Origin of the sequence: Paraburkholderia sp. BR14374 (genome assembly GCF_040948685.1) — a bacterium.
Classification (GTDB): domain Bacteria; phylum Pseudomonadota; class Gammaproteobacteria; order Burkholderiales; family Burkholderiaceae; genus Paraburkholderia; species Paraburkholderia youngii.
Window position 1 is genome coordinate 1 of sequence record NZ_JBFPKF010000005.1, and the last position, 14,836, is coordinate 14,836.

11 protein-coding genes and 1 rRNA gene are annotated in these 14,836 nt (G+C 63.5%); 10 read left to right on the forward strand and 2 right to left on the reverse strand.

Features of this window, described 5'->3' with window-relative positions:
* Positions 1-7: 7 nt before the first annotated feature.
* Positions 8-121: ribosomal RNA gene (gene rrf, locus AB3X86_RS13110) — 5S ribosomal RNA — on the forward strand.
* Between the two features lie 119 nt (positions 122-240).
* On the opposite strand, the gene AB3X86_RS13115 is transcribed toward rrf, so the two are convergent.
* The gene (locus AB3X86_RS13115; protein ID WP_368596331.1) at positions 241-1,437 is read right to left on the reverse strand and encodes a M20 aminoacylase family protein; all 1,197 of its coding nucleotides are present in this window, start codon (positions 1,435-1,437) and stop codon (positions 241-243) included.
* A 186-nt stretch (positions 1,438-1,623) separates the two neighbouring features.
* On the opposite strand from AB3X86_RS13115, the gene AB3X86_RS13120 reads away from it, so the two are divergent.
* Together AB3X86_RS13120 and AB3X86_RS13125 are read left to right on the forward strand one after the other, a co-directional pair.
* The gene (locus AB3X86_RS13120) at positions 1,624-3,702 is read left to right on the forward strand and encodes a molybdopterin-dependent oxidoreductase (RefSeq protein ID WP_368596332.1); all 2,079 of its coding nucleotides are present in this window, start codon (positions 1,624-1,626) and stop codon (positions 3,700-3,702) included.
* Positions 3,703-3,849: 147 nt separating this feature from the next.
* Positions 3,850-5,523 carry a long-chain fatty acid--CoA ligase gene (locus AB3X86_RS13125; protein ID WP_368596333.1) on the forward strand — a complete coding sequence of 558 codons (1,674 nt, stop codon included), beginning with the start codon at positions 3,850-3,852 and terminating at the stop codon, positions 5,521-5,523.
* A 125-nt stretch (positions 5,524-5,648) separates the two neighbouring features.
* Here the strand turns inward: AB3X86_RS13125 and AB3X86_RS13130 are convergent, their stop codons facing one another.
* Positions 5,649-6,845 carry a porin gene (locus tag AB3X86_RS13130; protein ID WP_176380956.1) on the reverse strand — a complete coding sequence of 399 codons (1,197 nt, stop codon included), beginning with the start codon at positions 6,843-6,845 and terminating at the stop codon, positions 5,649-5,651.
* Positions 6,846-7,149: 304 nt separating this feature from the next.
* Here AB3X86_RS13130 and coq7 point away from each other — a divergent pair, with 304 nt between their 5' ends.
* The 7 genes from coq7 to murF all read left to right on the forward strand — a co-directional run bounded on the left by coq7 (position 7,150) and on the right by murF (position 14,820).
* On the forward strand, positions 7,150-7,788 hold the full coding sequence (gene coq7, locus AB3X86_RS13135) for a 2-polyprenyl-3-methyl-6-methoxy-1,4-benzoquinone monooxygenase (protein ID WP_368596334.1): 639 nt from the start codon (positions 7,150-7,152) through the stop codon (positions 7,786-7,788).
* 457 nt (positions 7,789-8,245) lie between these two features.
* Positions 8,246-8,674: a division/cell wall cluster transcriptional repressor MraZ gene (mraZ, locus tag AB3X86_RS13140; protein WP_013090620.1), complete on the forward strand. Its 429-nt coding sequence runs from the start codon at positions 8,246-8,248 to the stop codon at positions 8,672-8,674.
* 15 nt (positions 8,675-8,689) lie between these two features.
* Positions 8,690-9,643, forward strand: a complete 954-nt coding sequence (gene rsmH, locus AB3X86_RS13145) for a 16S rRNA (cytosine(1402)-N(4))-methyltransferase RsmH (protein WP_176104975.1) — start codon at positions 8,690-8,692, stop codon at positions 9,641-9,643.
* Positions 9,640-9,990 carry a cell division protein FtsL gene (gene ftsL, locus AB3X86_RS13150; RefSeq protein ID WP_176121926.1) on the forward strand — a complete coding sequence of 117 codons (351 nt, stop codon included), beginning with the start codon at positions 9,640-9,642 and terminating at the stop codon, positions 9,988-9,990. Before rsmH ends, ftsL begins: the two co-directional genes overlap by 4 nt.
* A complete protein-coding gene (locus tag AB3X86_RS13155) occupies positions 9,987-11,852 on the forward strand; it encodes a peptidoglycan D,D-transpeptidase FtsI family protein (RefSeq protein ID WP_368596335.1) in 1,866 nt (621 codons plus the stop codon). Before ftsL ends, AB3X86_RS13155 begins: the two co-directional genes overlap by 4 nt.
* Positions 11,849-13,411 (forward strand): UDP-N-acetylmuramoyl-L-alanyl-D-glutamate--2,6-diaminopimelate ligase, encoded by a 1,563-nt coding sequence (locus tag AB3X86_RS13160; protein ID WP_368596336.1) that lies wholly within the window; start codon positions 11,849-11,851, stop codon positions 13,409-13,411. The genes AB3X86_RS13155 and AB3X86_RS13160 overlap by 4 nt, the downstream gene beginning before the upstream one ends.
* Entirely contained in the window at positions 13,408-14,820 is a 1,413-nt protein-coding gene (murF, locus tag AB3X86_RS13165) for a UDP-N-acetylmuramoyl-tripeptide--D-alanyl-D-alanine ligase (RefSeq protein ID WP_368596337.1), read from the forward strand. The genes AB3X86_RS13160 and murF overlap by 4 nt, the downstream gene beginning before the upstream one ends.
* Positions 14,821-14,836 lie beyond the last annotated feature (16 nt).

A 14,836-nucleotide genomic window follows, 5' to 3' on the forward strand; every position in this document is an offset into this window, starting at 1 on the left:
CGTCATGCCTGATGACCATAGCGAGTCGGTCCCACCCCTTCCCATCCCGAACAGGACCGTGAAACGACTCCACGCCGATGATAGTGCGGATTGCCCGTGTGAAAGTAGGTAATCGTCAGGCTCCCCCAAAAGCCAGAAACCCCACCCGCAGCGGTGGGGTTTTTGCGTTTACGCGTCGAAATTAACAAACAGCATTGAAGTAAGCGAAACCCTCCACCCGCCTCAATGCGTCTCAACCCTCTACTTACCCTGAGCCAGAAACTTTTGCGCCAGTCGAACCCAATACGTCGACCCCACCGGCAATAGCTCGTCGTTAAAGTCATAACTCGCGTTGTGCAGCATGCAAGGGCCCGCGCCGTGGCCGGCTTCACGGTGGCCGCCATCGCCGTTGCCCAAAAACGCATAGCAGCCCGGTTTCGCCAGCAGCATGAACGAGAAATCCTCGGCGCCCATCGTCGGTTCAACTGCGTCATCGACATTTTCCGCGCCAACGATCTCTTTCATGACCGACGCCGCAAAACGCGCTTCCTCGCTGCTGTTGATCGTCGGCGGATAGTTCCGGTGGAACTGGATCTGAACGGAGCAATCGTATGCTTCGGCTGTACTCTGCGCGATCTTGCGCATCCGTGACTCGATCAGGTCGAGCGTTTCTGTAGTGAAGGTCCGCACCGTTCCCGCGATCCAGGCGTCGTTCGGCACGACATTGACCGCATCGCCGGCATGTATTTGCGTAATCGACAGTACCGCGGTGTCCAGCGGCTTTTTGTTTCGCGTGATGATGCTTTGCAGTCCGCTGGCAATTTGCACTGCCGTAAAGACCGGGTCGCGGCCATTGTGAGGTAGTGCCGCATGCGAGCCGACGCCCTTGATTTCGATGCGGAATTCATTGCTCGACGCCATGATGGGGCCTTCGGTCACGCCGAAGTGGCCCGCCGGCATGCCAGGCCAGTTGTGAATGCCGAACACGGCGTCCACGGGGAATTGGGTGAACAGGCCGTCGTCGATCATCGCCTTCGCGCCCGCGCCTCCCTCTTCGGCCGGCTGGAAAATGAACACGATCGTGCCGTCGAAATCACCATGTTTGGCCAGGTAGTGCGCGGCACCGAGCAGCATCGCAGTATGTCCGTCATGCCCGCACGCGTGCATCTTGCCGTCGTTCGTCGAACGATGATCGAAGCTGTTGAGCTCTTGGATCGGCAGCGCATCCATGTCGGCGCGCAAACCAATCGCGCGTGAGCCGTTCCCGCGCTTCAATACGCCGACCACGCCCGTCTTGCCCAAACCACGGTGGGTCTCGATGCCCCAAGACTCAAGCGAACGCGCGACGAGGTCAGCGGTCGCCGTCTCTTCGTAGCGCAGTTCCGGGTGGGCATGGATGGTTCGTCGAAGGGTCTGGATTTCACCGCGAGCGGCCTGAATTTCTGGGATGAGTTTCATGATGGAGTGATTATGCGTTTGTGCTCGACGAGCATGAGATCGCCGCGGACCGCGTCGGCCCGGGCACTGCGGATAATTCATTCTACGCCGAAGGCATTTTTGGCGGCACCACCGGGTCGGCGGCCCATTGACGTAATAAAATTCCATCTTGCCCGATCGCTTACTGCTCGCCAGGACGCCTTGCCGATGAACGCTCCGACCGAATTCGCGCGCGCCGTGTGCCCGCACGATTGCCCCGACACCTGCGCGATGCGCGTGACCGTCGACAACGGACGCGCGATCAAGGTCGCCGGGGATCCCGACCATCCCCCGACTCAGGGCGTGCTGTGCACGAAGGTCAGCCGCTACGCGGAGCGTGTATACCATCCGAACCGATTGACGACGCCAATGAAGCGTGTCGGCCGCAAGGGCGAGGGCCGCTTCGCGCCGGTCAGCTGGGACGAAGCATTGGACTTTGCCGCAAACCGCCTCGGCGAAATTGCCCGTCGCGCGCCGGAAGCGATTCTGCCTTACAGCTACGCTGGCACGATGGGCTTGGTGCAGGGCGATAGCATCGCGCAACGCTTCTTCCACAAGCTCGGCGCATCGCAGTTGGATCGAACGATTTGTGCGGCCGCCGGCGCAGCTGGCCTCAAATACACGTATGGCGCCGGCGTCGGTATGCACACCGAGTTTTTCGCCGAAAGCGAAGTGATCCTGATCTGGGGCGCCAATCCGATCGCATCGAATCTGCATTTCTGGACGCGCGCGCAGGAAGCCAAGCGTCGCGGCGCCCGGCTGATCGCGATCGATCCGTATCGCTCGCTGACCGCGGAGAAATGCCATCAGCACATCGCGCTGAAGCCCGGAACCGACGCGGCTCTCGCGCTAGGCATCATGAACGTGCTGATCACCGAGGATCTGCTCGACCACGAGTACATCGCCGCGCACACGCTGGGCTTCGCTGCCTTGAAGCTGCGCGCGCTCAGCTATCCGCTGTCACGCGTTAGCGAAATTTGTAGCGTTAAAGAGGGGGAAATCGCCGAGCTTGCGCGACTTTACGCCGGCACGAAGAAAGCCGCGATCCGCTTGAACTACGGTCTGCAGCGGGTGCGCGGCGGCGGCAATGCAGTGCGCGCGATCGCGTGTTTGCCTTCGCTGACCGGCGCATGGCGCGAGCGCGCGGGCGGGGCGCTGTTGTCGTCGAGCGGTTGGGCGCCGGTCGACTCGCACGCGTTGCAGCGTCCCGACCTGATGCCGGGTTGGCCGTCGAAGCCGAGCCGCGTGATCAATATGAATGCGATCGGCGACGCGCTGCTGCATCCTGGCGACGCGACGTTCGGTCCCAAGGTCGAGGCGATCGTCGTCTACAACTCGAATCCGGTCGCGGTCGCGCCGGACTCCGAACGCGTCGCGGCTGGCTTTGCGCGCGAGGATCTGTTCACGATCGTGCTCGAGCATTTCCAGACCGACACCGCGGATTACGCCGACCTGCTGTTGCCCGCCACGACGCAGCTCGAGCATCTCGACGTGCACAAGTCATACGGCCACACCCACGTGATGGTCAACCTGCCCGCCATCGCGCCGTTTGGCGACGCGCGCCCGAATACCGAGATCTTCCGCGGCCTCGCGCGCCACATGGGCCTGACGGAACCGTCGCTCTTCGACAGCGACGAAGCAGTCGCGCAAGCCGCATTTCGATGGGAAGACAAGACACTGGACGGTGTCGACTGGCCGATGCTGAAGCAAGCCGGCTGGGCCCGTCTCGATCTGCCCGACGCGCCATTTGCCGACGGTGGTTTTCGCACGCCATCCGGCAAGTGCGAGTTCTACAGCGAGCGCCTTGCGCAACAGAGCCTCGACCCGCTGCCGGACTACCTGGCACCCTACGAATCGGCCGACGGCTCGCCCGAACTGGCGGCCCGCTATCCGCTCGCGATGATTTCGCCTCCCGCGCGCAACTTCCTGAACAGCACCTTCGTGAACATCGAGAGTCTGCGCGCGACGGAAGGCGAGCCGCATCTGGACATCCACCCTGCCGACGCGCACGCGCGCGGCATCGGCGACGGCGATCAGGTGCGCATCTTCAACGACCGCGGCTCGATGCAGGCGCGGGCCCGCGTGACGGACCGCGCGCGCGAAGGTCTCGTCGTCGGGTTGTCGATCTGGTGGAAGAAGCTCGCGCCGGACGGCCGCAACGCCAACCAGTTGACGAGCCAGGCACTGACCGATCTCGGCGGTTCCGCGACGTTTTACGACTGCCTCGTCGAAGTTGAGCGGGCCTGAAAGCCGCACCGCACCTTGAAGCCGACGGCGAGCCTCGCAAGTTCGAGGCTGCCGTCTAACCCCATCGGTTTGGCCATTGGCCGCAATATGCCCATGCTACGATGCGTTTTTAGCACGATCATTCGAAAATAATTCAGGAGACGCTGCATGGAGAAAATCTGGCTGAAGTCTTATCCGCCCGGCGTTCCCGCAGAGATCGACCCGACACGCTATTCGTCGGTGGCCGAGTTGCTCGAGGAAGCCTTTCGCGAACACCGCGCGAACCCGGCGTTCGTGTGCATGGGCAAGCAGATCAGCTACGGTGAACTCGACGAGCTCTCGCGCGATCTTGCGGCGTGGCTGCAGTCGAAAGGGCTCGCGCGCGGCGCGCGTGTCGCGATCATGATGCCGAACGTGCTGCAGTATCCGGTCGCAATTGCCGCGATTCTGCGCGCGGGCTATGTGGTCGTGAATGTGAATCCACTGTATACGCCGCGCGAACTCGAACACCAACTGAAGGACAGCGGCGCTGAGGCGATCATCCTGCTCGAGAATTTCGCGGGGACCTTGCAGGCAATCGTGCGCAATACGCCGGTCAAGCATGTGGTCGTCGCGACGATGGGCGACCTGATGGGCATCAAAGGCCCGCTCGTGAACTTCGTGGTGCGCAAGGTCAAGAAGATGGTGCCGGCGTGGAGCCTGCCCGGGCACGTCAAGTTCAACGACGCGGTCTCGGAAGGCGCGCGCCTGACGTTCAAGCCGGTCCAGCAGGGACCTGACGATATCGCGTTTCTGCAATACACGGGCGGCACCACCGGCGTGGCCAAGGGCGCAACGCTGCTGCACCGGAACCTGATCGCGAACGTGCTGCAGTCGGAGGTCTGGCTCAATCCGGTGCGCGCGAACCGCACCGATATCGACCAGTTCATCACGGTCGTTGCGCTGCCGCTGTATCACGTGTTCGCGCTGACCGTGTGCGGGCTGCTGACGATCCGCACCGGCGGTCTCGGCGTGCTGATCCCGAATCCGCGCGATATCCCCGGCATGATCAAGTCGCTCGAGGGTTATGCGATCACGACGATTCCCGCCGTCAACACGCTGTACAACGCGATGTTGAACAGCCCCGACTTCCACAAGCTCGACTTCTCGAAGCTGCTGACCGCGAACGCCGGCGGCATGGCGGTGCAGGAGGCGGTCGCGAAGCGCTGGTTCGAGCGGACGCGCACGCCGATCGTCGAAGGCTATGGGCTGTCGGAAACGTCGCCGTGCGTGACCTGCAACCCTGTCACCGCCACCGAATACAGCGGCACGATCGGCCTGCCGCTGCCGTCGACCGAGATCTCGATTCGCGACGACGCAGGCAACGAAGTGCCGGCCGGCCAGGCAGGCGAGATCTGCATCCGCGGCCCGCAGCTGATGGCGGGCTACTGGAACCGGCCCGACGAAACCGCCAAGGTGATGACGGCCGACGGCTTCTTCAAATCGGGCGACGTCGGCATAATGAACGCGGACGGCTTCGTGAAGATCGTCGATCGCAAGAAGGACATGATTCTGGTGTCCGGCTTCAACGTGTATCCGAACGAAGTCGAGGACGTCGTCGCAAAGCTGCCGGGCGTGTTCGAAGTCGCGGCGGTCGGCGTGCCCGATCAGCATTCCGGCGAGGCCGTGAAGCTATTCGTCGTGAAGAAGGATCCGTCGCTGACCGACGAACAGATCTTCGCGTACTGCAAAACGCAACTGACCGGCTACAAGCGGCCCAAGGTCGTCGAATTCCGCACCGAGCTGCCGAAGAGCAACGTCGGCAAGATCCTGCGCCGCGAGTTGCGCGACGGCAGGGCTTAAGCGAGCGAAGAACAGAAGCCCGGCGCACGAAAGTGCGCCGGGCTTTTTTGTTGCGCCGTGAAAACCCGCGCATAAAAAAAGGCGCCCGAAGGCGCCTTTGAGGCAAACTGCTTTTTTACGACTTATTAGAACTTGTGGCGGATACCAACACGGGCCGTGAACTGATTGTTGGTCGACGAACCGGTCAGGCCGTTGATGCCTGCCGTTGCTGCGACCACCTGGCCCGTTGCGTTGACCGTGTCGCCCAGAGCGTGCTGATATACGCCGACCAGGTACACGTCGGTACGCTTGGACAGGAAGTAATCCACGCCCAGTGCGCCCTGGTGGTACTGAGCACGCGATTGGCCTTCGATCTGCGTGCCGCGCGTGTAGTCATACGCTGCGCCGACCAGCAGTGCCGGGGTCAACTGGTACTTGAAGTTGATTTCGCCGTTGTTGAACGTAGCCTTCTGGCCGGTGAACGGCGACGTGAAGGTCTTGCCCAGGTTGCCGAACTGGATGTTCGAATACGTCAGGCCGATGGTTGCGGCGCCGAACGTGTACGCACCGCCTGCGCCGACGACCTGATACGTGTTAGCCGATGCGAAGCCAGCGTAAATCGGGCTCGTGACTGCGAAGCTAGCCGCAGTAGTACCCACGGCCGGTGTGTTCGTTGCGATCGTGCCGCCGTTGTTGAACAGACCACCCGATGCTGCAGGCGTACGTGCGTTCAGGTAACCAACGCCCAATGCCAGCGGGCCATTGTTATAGCCAGCACCCAACGACCAGATCTGGTTGTGCGTGAAGTCACCAGCGACGCCGCCGAAGCTATACGTGCCGCCGAACGTCAGGCCGTTGTAGTTCGCGCTCGTGTACTTGATCGTGTTGTTGGTGCGATACGCGTTGTTGAAGTTGTCGATATCGCCCGGGTGAGCGGCGATGTAGCCGCCCCACTGATCGCCCGATTCGAACGGACCCACGTAGTCGACGACGGAGTCGTACTGACGACCCAGCGTGACCGTGCCGAAGGTGCTCGACAGACCGACATATGCCTGACGACCGAACATCAGGCCGCCTTGACCGAGCTTGCCGTTGGTCACGTCAAAGCCGTTTTCCAGAACGAACAGCGCCTTCAGACCACCGCCCAAATCTTCCGTGCCACGCAGGCCGAAACGCGAGCCTTGCAGGACGCCGCTGGACATGTCGTACTTGTGAAAGCCACCAGCATTGGTATTCATGTTGATACCAACGTCAACAATGCCGTACAGGGTCACGCTGCTCTGCGCATGAGCGACGCCTGCGAATGCGCCCAGTGCTGCTAGAGCGAGAAGCGACTTTTTCATCGAATGATCTCCAAGGATTACGAATCTTTTGTTCAAGGCGAAATATTTAGTAAGTGCTGAGGCCTTGCTTATCCAACTTCGCGAGAAGTTGCCACGTAATGTAACAAAAGGCATACATGGGACAAAGAAAAAGGAGGCGCTCCGGACGGCCGCTGTTTCGTTTACGCAACATGGTCTAAAATCCGAAATTAACCGCCGATTTCTTGCGGATTGATGCCTGTCGGACCGCGGGTTTCGCGTCGCAAGGCCTTGTCGCACGGACCTTCCGGAACGATGCGGCGGTTGTCGAATCAGGGAGCGCTTTATGTTGCTGGACGAGTTAATTGGCGAGTTTGATCGGGGTTTACGCTCACTGACGGGGGTGTCGCGGATGAGCCGTCCGCTGCCGCTTCCGCAGGCTTCCCCGGCGACGGGCGAATCTCCCGAACTCTCGCCCGCGGAGCGCGCGCATGCGGCTGGTTTGATGCGGGTGAACCACGTCGGCGAAGTGTGCGCGCAGGCGCTTTACCAGGCGCAGAAACTCGCTACCGACTCGCCTTCATTGCGCGCCATGTTCGATCACGCCGCGTCGGAAGAAGAGGATCATCTGGCGTGGACCGCCAAACGCCTGGAGGCGCTCGACTCGCGTCCGAGTCTGCTCAATCCGCTGTGGTATACCGGCGCACTCGCGATCGGGCTCGCCGCGGGACGTCTCGGCAATCGCGTGAGTCTCGGCTTCATGGCCGAAACGGAGCGCCAGGTCGAGCAGCATCTCGACAGTCATTTAGATCAGCTGCCGGCCGCGGACCATGAATCGCGCGCGATCATCGAGCAGATGCGCGCCGATGAAGCGCAGCACGGCAAGGCAGCGATGGACGCGGGCGGCATCGAGTTGCCGTTTCCGGCGCGCGCGTTGATGCGCGCGATGTCGAAGGTGATGACGCGCACCGCCTATTACATATGAGCGTTTCGCCTGCTTTGCTTCGCCGACCGGAGCGCCGCGCGTACCGCGTCGACCATCGCTGAACGCATTATTCGCAAGTGGGACGGCGCCGCGCACGCCGTTCGTCAACCGTCCCCGCAGCGCCGCCTTTTCCCTTTCAGATTCCCTTAACGATCTCTTTCAATCCGCGCTGTTTCCTCGCACTGTTCACGTATCACCTTCACAAGTTGCACTAGCCCATTCATTTATAACGGTTTTCCGCTTTATACGGGACGTGAAGGAGTCGCGCTAAGTCCTTGTTCTAACAAACAAAATCCGGCCGAAAAGCCGGCCGCTCCCTTGACCCGTGTTTAGCGTTCCTCTAAAGTGGGAGACAGTGTGAGAAAGTGTATTTTTGTGTGTTCTCGGCATCACTTTCAGGTAGATTTTCACGGACCGGGCGGGCGGCGCAAACAGCACCGCAATAGGGGAGAGCGAAGTGTTCCAAGGGGCGTCGGCGCTGACGCTCGATGCGAAAGGGCGGATGTCGATTCCCTCTCGTTATCGGGATGCGCTGCAAACACAGGCAGAGGGCCGGGTGACGATCACCAAGCATCCGGACGGCTGCCTGTTGCTCTTTCCGCGCCCCGAATGGGAAATCTTCCGTGACAAGGTCGACAAGCTGCCCATGAACGCAGCCTGGTGGAAACGCATTTTTCTCGGCAATGCAATGGATGTGGATATGGACGGCGCAGGCCGTGTGCTCGTGTCGCCCGAGTTGCGCGCGGCTGGCTCGCTGGAGAAGGAAGTGACGCTGCTCGGCATGGGCCGTCACTTCGAGCTGTGGGATGCACAGATTTACGCGGCGAAGGAACAGGCGGCGATCGCCGAGGGCATGCCCGACGCGTTGAAAGACTTCACGTTCTGATCGCGGCTTATTTATATGGCTTCTGCGATGAGAAACGAATTGCAGCATCGCACGGTGCTGTTGAACGAAGCGGTCGATGCGCTGGTCACGCGCGCCGACGGCACGTATGTGGACGGCACGTTCGGCCGTGGCGGCCATAGCCGCCTCGTGCTGGAGCGGCTCGGCGAAGCGGGGCGATTGATCGCGTTCGATAAAGATCCGCTCGCGATCGCGACGGCGCAGAAGATCGCCGATCCGCGCTTTGCCATCGTCCACGAGAGTTTTGCTTCACTGCGCGCCGCAATGGCGGAGCGCGGGGTAGGGCGTGTGTCGGGGGTGTTGCTGGATCTGGGCGTGTCGTCGCCGCAAGTCGACGATCCGGAGCGGGGCTTCAGCTTCCGCGCCGACGGCCCGCTCGACATGCGGATGGACCCGACGCGCGGCGAATCCGCGGCTGACTGGCTCGCGCGGGCTACGGTGCAGGAACTGACGGAGGTGATACGAGATTATGGGGAAGAACGGTTTGCTTTTCAGATTGCAAAGGCGCTTGTTGCTCGCCGGGCAGAGTCCGACCGTCTTGGGCCTCTCGTCAGCACGGGCGAGCTTGCCCAAATCGTGGCTAACGTCGTCAAAACCCGTGAGAAGGGCAAGGATCCGGCAACCCGCACCTTTCAGGCTATACGGATTCACGTCAATCAAGAGCTTGCGGAGCTGCAAGTCGTTCTAGAAGCAGCGTTGTCGTTGTTGGAGCAAGGGGGGCGGCTGGTGGTCATCAGCTTTCATTCGCTCGAGGACCGTATCGTCAAGCGATTCATGCAGGCGCACGCAAGTACGCCGGCGGTCGACCGCCGCCTGCCGATCCGCGCGGTCGACCTGCCGAGCCCTCCGCTCAAGATCATCGGCCGCGTCTTTGCGAGCGACGCAGAAGTCGCCGACAACCCGCGCGCCCGTTCTGCCGTGATGCGCGTGGCGGAGCGGATCGCGCCATGAACCGCCTCAATATCTTCCTGCTGATCATCGTGATGGGCTGTGCCTTGTCGGTCGTCAACGCGACCAATCAGCAGCGTCAGATCTTTATCCAGCTGCAGCGCGCGCAGTCGCAGGAGCGTCAGCTGCAGCAGGACTATTCGCAGCTTCAATATCAGCAGAGCGCGCTGTCCAAAACGTCGCGCATCGAGCAACTCGCCACCGCCTCGCTGAAGATGCAGTCGGCCACCACGGGCCGCACGCAGTACCTGACGCTCGCCCCGGGTGCCGCAACGGCGATCGACGCTCCCATTCCGACCTCCGCGGCCGCCTCGGCGCCGGTCGCGACCCGTCGCGGAGCCACGCGATGAAAAAATCGTCGGCTCACAAGAGCGTTGCGTTTTCGGCCAACCCGATTCTGTCGGTGCGCCTGCCGATGTGGCGCTCGAAGCTCGTCGTGTTCCTGCTGTTCATGGCGTTCGTCGCGCTCGCCGCGCGCGCGTTCTGGATTCAGGGGCCGGGCAACGCGTTCTATCTGAAACAGGGCGAAATCCGCTATCAGCGCCGCATCGACATGCCGGCCACGCGCGGCAAGATTCTCGACCGCAACGGCCTCGTGCTCGCCACGAGTCTGCCGGTGCGCGCAATCTGGGCGATTCCCGAATCGGTGCCGGACGACCTCGGCGCCGACAAGCTCGACGCGCTCGGCAAACTGCTCGGCATGACCGCGAAGGAATTGCGCACGAAGCTGTCGGAAGACAAGACCTTCGTCTACGTGAAGCGCCAGGTGCCCGTCGACGTCGCCGACAAAGTCGCGGCGCTCGACATCCCCGGCATTTACTCGCGCGCCGAGTACAAGCGCTTCTACCCGGAAGGCGAGATCACCGCTCACCTGATCGGCTTCACCAACGTCGAGGACGAGGGCCAGGAAGGCGTCGAGCTCGGCGACCAGAAGCTGCTCGCGGGCACATCGGGCAGCCGTCGCGTGATCAAGGACCGGATTGGTCACATCATCGAGGACGTCGACGAGCAGGTCGTGCCGCACAACGGCAAGGACGTCGACCTATCGATCGACAGCAAGATCCAGTACATCGCCTATACGAACCTGAAAGCGGCCGTCGAAAAATTCAAGGCGAAGGCCGGCGCGGCGATGGTGATTGACGTGCGCACCGGCGAAGTGCTCGCGCTCGTCAACTACCCGACGTACAACCCGAACGACCGCTCGCACCTGACGGGCGAACAGCTGCGCAACCGCATCCTGACCGACACCTTCGAGCCGGGCTCGATCATGAAGCCGTTCACGGTGTCGCTCGCGCTCGATCTGCACCGGGTGACGCCGACTACACTGGTAGATACGGGCAACGGCCACTTCGTACTCGACGGCGCGCCGATTACCGACGACAGCGGCTTCGGCGTGCTGACGGTCGGCGGCGTGATCCAGAAGTCGAGCAACATCGGCGCGACCAAGATCGCGATGCAGCTGCGGCCCGAAGAAATGTGGAATATGTATACCAGCGTCGGTCTCGGCCAGGCGCCGAAGGTCGGTTTTCCTGGCGCGGCGGCGGGCCGCCTGCGTCCGTGGAAGAGCTGGCGCCGCATCGAGCAGGCGACGATGTCGTACGGCTACGGCCTGTCGGTGTCGCTGTTCCAGCTCGGCCGCGCGTACACCGCGATCGCGCACGACGGCCAGATCATGCCGGTGACGATTTTCCACGCGCCGGGCGACCAGCCGGCCACCGGTCCGCAGATCTTTTCGCCTACCACCGCGCGCGAAGTGCGCGCGATGCTCGAAACCGTCGTGTCGGCGCAAGGTACGTCGCCGGATGCGGCGGTGCCCGGCTATCGCGTCGGCGGCAAGAGCGGTACCGCGTACAAGCACGGGCCGCACGGCTACGACCACTCCAAATATCGCGCGTCGTTCGTCGGCATGGCGCCGATGCCGAATCCGCGCATCGTCGTCGCCGTGTCGGTCGACGAGCCGACGGCGGGTAGCCACTTCGGCGGCCAGGTGTCGGGTCCGGTGTTCTCGGGGATCGTCGGCGATACGCTGCGCGCGCTGAACGTGCCGCCCGACATGCCTGTCAAGCAGATGGTGGTGTCCGACGATTCGGCGCCGCCCGCGCCCGGCGCGCCGTCCGCGCCGCCCGGGGCGAAGAAGCTGCCGACGAACCCCGGCGTGAAGAAGATGACCATTTCCGCCAACCAGAAAACCCATCCAGGAGTCGAGCGATGAGCGCGCTGCGCGAGCAACATCCAGCGCACCGGCAGATCGCCGACGCCCTCGCCTGGCTGCACGCGCACGTGCAGCCAGGCGCACATCTGCACGCGGACACGCGCTCGCTCGCGGCCGGCGACGCGTTCTTCGCGTACGCGGTCGATGGCGCGGACAATCGCGCGTTCATCGACGCGGCGATCGAGCGCGGCGCAGCCGCCGTGCTCGTGCAACCCGAAGGCTTCGCCGGCAAGCTCGACGCGTCCATCGCGCATCCGGTACCGGCATTGAACGAACTCGCCGGCACGATCGCGAGCGCGTGGTATCGCGATCCGAGCGACGCGATGCTCGCGGTCGGCATCACCGGCACGAACGGCAAGACATCTTGCAGCCAATGGGTCGCTGCGGCGCTGTCCGCGCGCGGCACACGCTGTGCGATCGTCGGCACGCTTGGCACCGGCCTCGTTGGCCAGCTCGTGCACACCGGCTTCACCACGCCCGACGCGCCGCAATTGCAGCGCAGCCTCGCGCAATTGCGTGACGCGGGCGCGCAGGCGGTGGCGATGGAAGTGTCGTCGCATGCGCTGCATCAGGGGCGCGTGAACGGCACCGCTTTCGACATCGCGGTGTTCACGAATCTGACGCAGGACCATCTCGATTATCACGGCACGTTCGAGGCCTATGAAGCCGCCAAGGCGCGCCTGTTCGCATGGCCAGAGCTGCGCGCGGCCGTGATCAATCGCGACGATGCCGTCGGCCGGCGTTTGCTCGCGAGCACGCGTGGTCACGCTCGCACCATCGCTTATGGCATCGAGGGCGAGCACAGCGACGCCGGCGCCACGAATGAGCCAGAAGCGGACGCGTGGCTGACCGCATCGAACGTGAGTGCGACCGCGACCGGCACCGCGTTTCATCTGAGCACGTCGGACTGGGGCAACGCCGACGTCGAAGTGCAAACGCTCGGCCTCTTCAACGTCAGCAATCTGCTCGCGGTGCTCGGCGTGCTGCTCGCCGCCGACGTGCCGTTCGACGCGGCGCTCGCCGAACTTGCAAAGCTGGAACCGGTGAACGGCCGCATGCAGCGTTTGGGCGGCCGACTGCAAAACGACGAGCCGCTCGTCGTGATCGATTACGCGCACACACCCGACGCGCTCGAAAAAACGCTCGAGGCCCTGCGCCCGATCGCGACCGCGCGCGGCGGCGAACTCGTCTGCATGTTCGGCTGCGGCGGCGACCGCGATGCGACCAAGCGTCCGCTGATGGGCGCGATCGCCGAGCGGCTGGCGGACAACGTCGTCGTGACGAGCGACAACCCGCGCAGCGAAGATCCGCTCGTGATCATCGAGCAAATTGCCGCGGGCATGCAGGATGCGTCGCAGGCGCGCCGCGTCGAAGACCGCGCGAGCGCGATCCTGCAGGCGATCCGCGGCGCCGCGCGTGAAGACGTGATCGTGCTGGCCGGCAAGGGGCACGAAGCCACACAGGAAATCATGGGCAAGAAACGCGCTTTCTCCGATCAGGACCACGCCCGCCTCGCGCTCGCCGCGCGGGCCACACAAACTCGCGGAGGTGGCGAATGACGATGTTCTCGCTACGTGCAGCCGCCGCGCAGATTCCCGGCGCGAGCGTCACCGGCGACGACAGCGTGCGCTTCGAACGCGTGTCGACCGACAGCCGCAGCGCCGGCCCCGGCGATCTGTTCATCGCGATCAAGGGCGATCGATTCGACGCGCACGATTTCCTGCCGCAAGTCGCCGAGCGCAACGTCGCGGCCGTGCTGGTCGCGCGCACGCCGGAGAACTGGAGCGTGCCGGCGATCCGCGTCGCCGATACGCGCGCAGCGCTCGGCGCGCTCGCGCGCGGCTGGCGTCGTCAGTTCGACCTGCCGCTCGTCGCGGTCACGGGCAGCAACGGCAAAACCACGGTCAAGGAAATGATCGCGTCGATCTTCGCGGCCGCGGTCGGCACGGACGCGCGTCTCGCGACCGCCGGCAATTTCAACAACGACATCGGCCTGCCGCTCACGCTGTTCCGTCTGCACGCCGCGCATCGGCTCGCGGTGGTCGAGCTCGGCATGAATCATCCGGGCGAAACCGAACTGCTCGCGAAGCTCGCCGAGCCGACGGTCGCCGTCGTCAACAACGCGCAGCGCGAGCACCAGGAATTCATGGCGACCGTCGAAGCGGTCGCGCTCGAACACGCGAGCGTGATTCACGTGCTGTCGCCCGAAGGCACGGCAGTGTTCCCCGCCGACGACGCGTACGCGAGCATCTGGCGCGTCGCCGCCACCGGCAACCGCATCATCGACTTCGCGTTGAACAGCGCGGAGCGCACGACCGAAGCCGCGGTGCAGGGCAACTTCGACGGCAAGCGTTTGAGCATCGACACGCCGCAAGGCCATCTCGACGTGACGCTGCAGGTGCTCGGCGATCACAACGCGCACAACGCGCTCGCGGCGACCTCGGCCGCGTTGGCCGCGGGTGTGTCGCTCGACGCGATCCAGCGCGGACTCGAATCGTTCGGCGCGGTGAAGGGCCGTCTGCAGGTCAAGCAGGCCGCGCTCGGCTCGCTCGCGGGCGCAACCGTGATCGACGACACCTACAACGCGAATCCCGATTCGATGCGCGCCGCAATCGACGTGCTCGCGTCGCGTGAATCGCCGCGTGTGCTCGTGATGGGCGACATGGGCGAAGTCGGCGACAACGGCCCGGCGTTTCACCGCGAAATCGGCGCGTATGCGAAAGAGCGCGGTATCGACGCGCTGTACGCGATGGGCGACGCCTCGCGCGACGCCTGCACCGCATACGGCGCGGGCGCGCACCACGTCGCCGATGTCGGCGCGCTGGTCGCGCAACTGCATCAGGCCGGTTTCGGCGCTGCTGCAACGCTTCTCGTGAAAGGCTCGCGCTTCATGCAGATGGAGCGCGTGGTGGACGCCGTTACGAGTCCACAACCCAACGCAGCGGGCACGACGCCCGCCGCACATTGAAATAGAAGGATCCAGG

Bases quoted from the DNA above. Each gene is read 5' to 3' on its own strand.
- rsmH (WP_176104975.1), top strand. From the start codon at position 8,690: ATGGCTTCTGCGATGAGAAACGAATTGCAGCATCGCACGGTGCTGTTG.
- murF (WP_368596337.1), top strand. From the start codon at position 13,408: ATGACGATGTTCTCGCTACGTGCAGCCGCCGCGCAGATTCCCGGCGCG.
- AB3X86_RS13130 (WP_176380956.1), bottom strand. From the start codon at position 6,845: ATGAAAAAGTCGCTTCTCGCTCTAGCAGCACTGGGCGCATTCGCAGGC.
- AB3X86_RS13125 (WP_368596333.1), top strand. From the start codon at position 3,850: ATGGAGAAAATCTGGCTGAAGTCTTATCCGCCCGGCGTTCCCGCAGAG.
- AB3X86_RS13160 (WP_368596336.1), top strand. From the start codon at position 11,849: ATGAGCGCGCTGCGCGAGCAACATCCAGCGCACCGGCAGATCGCCGAC.
- ftsL (WP_176121926.1), top strand. From the start codon at position 9,640: ATGAACCGCCTCAATATCTTCCTGCTGATCATCGTGATGGGCTGTGCC.
- AB3X86_RS13120 (WP_368596332.1), top strand. From the start codon at position 1,624: ATGAACGCTCCGACCGAATTCGCGCGCGCCGTGTGCCCGCACGATTGC.
- coq7 (WP_368596334.1), top strand. From the start codon at position 7,150: ATGTTGCTGGACGAGTTAATTGGCGAGTTTGATCGGGGTTTACGCTCA.
- AB3X86_RS13115 (WP_368596331.1), bottom strand. From the start codon at position 1,437: ATGAAACTCATCCCAGAAATTCAGGCCGCTCGCGGTGAAATCCAGACC.
- AB3X86_RS13155 (WP_368596335.1), top strand. From the start codon at position 9,987: ATGAAAAAATCGTCGGCTCACAAGAGCGTTGCGTTTTCGGCCAACCCG.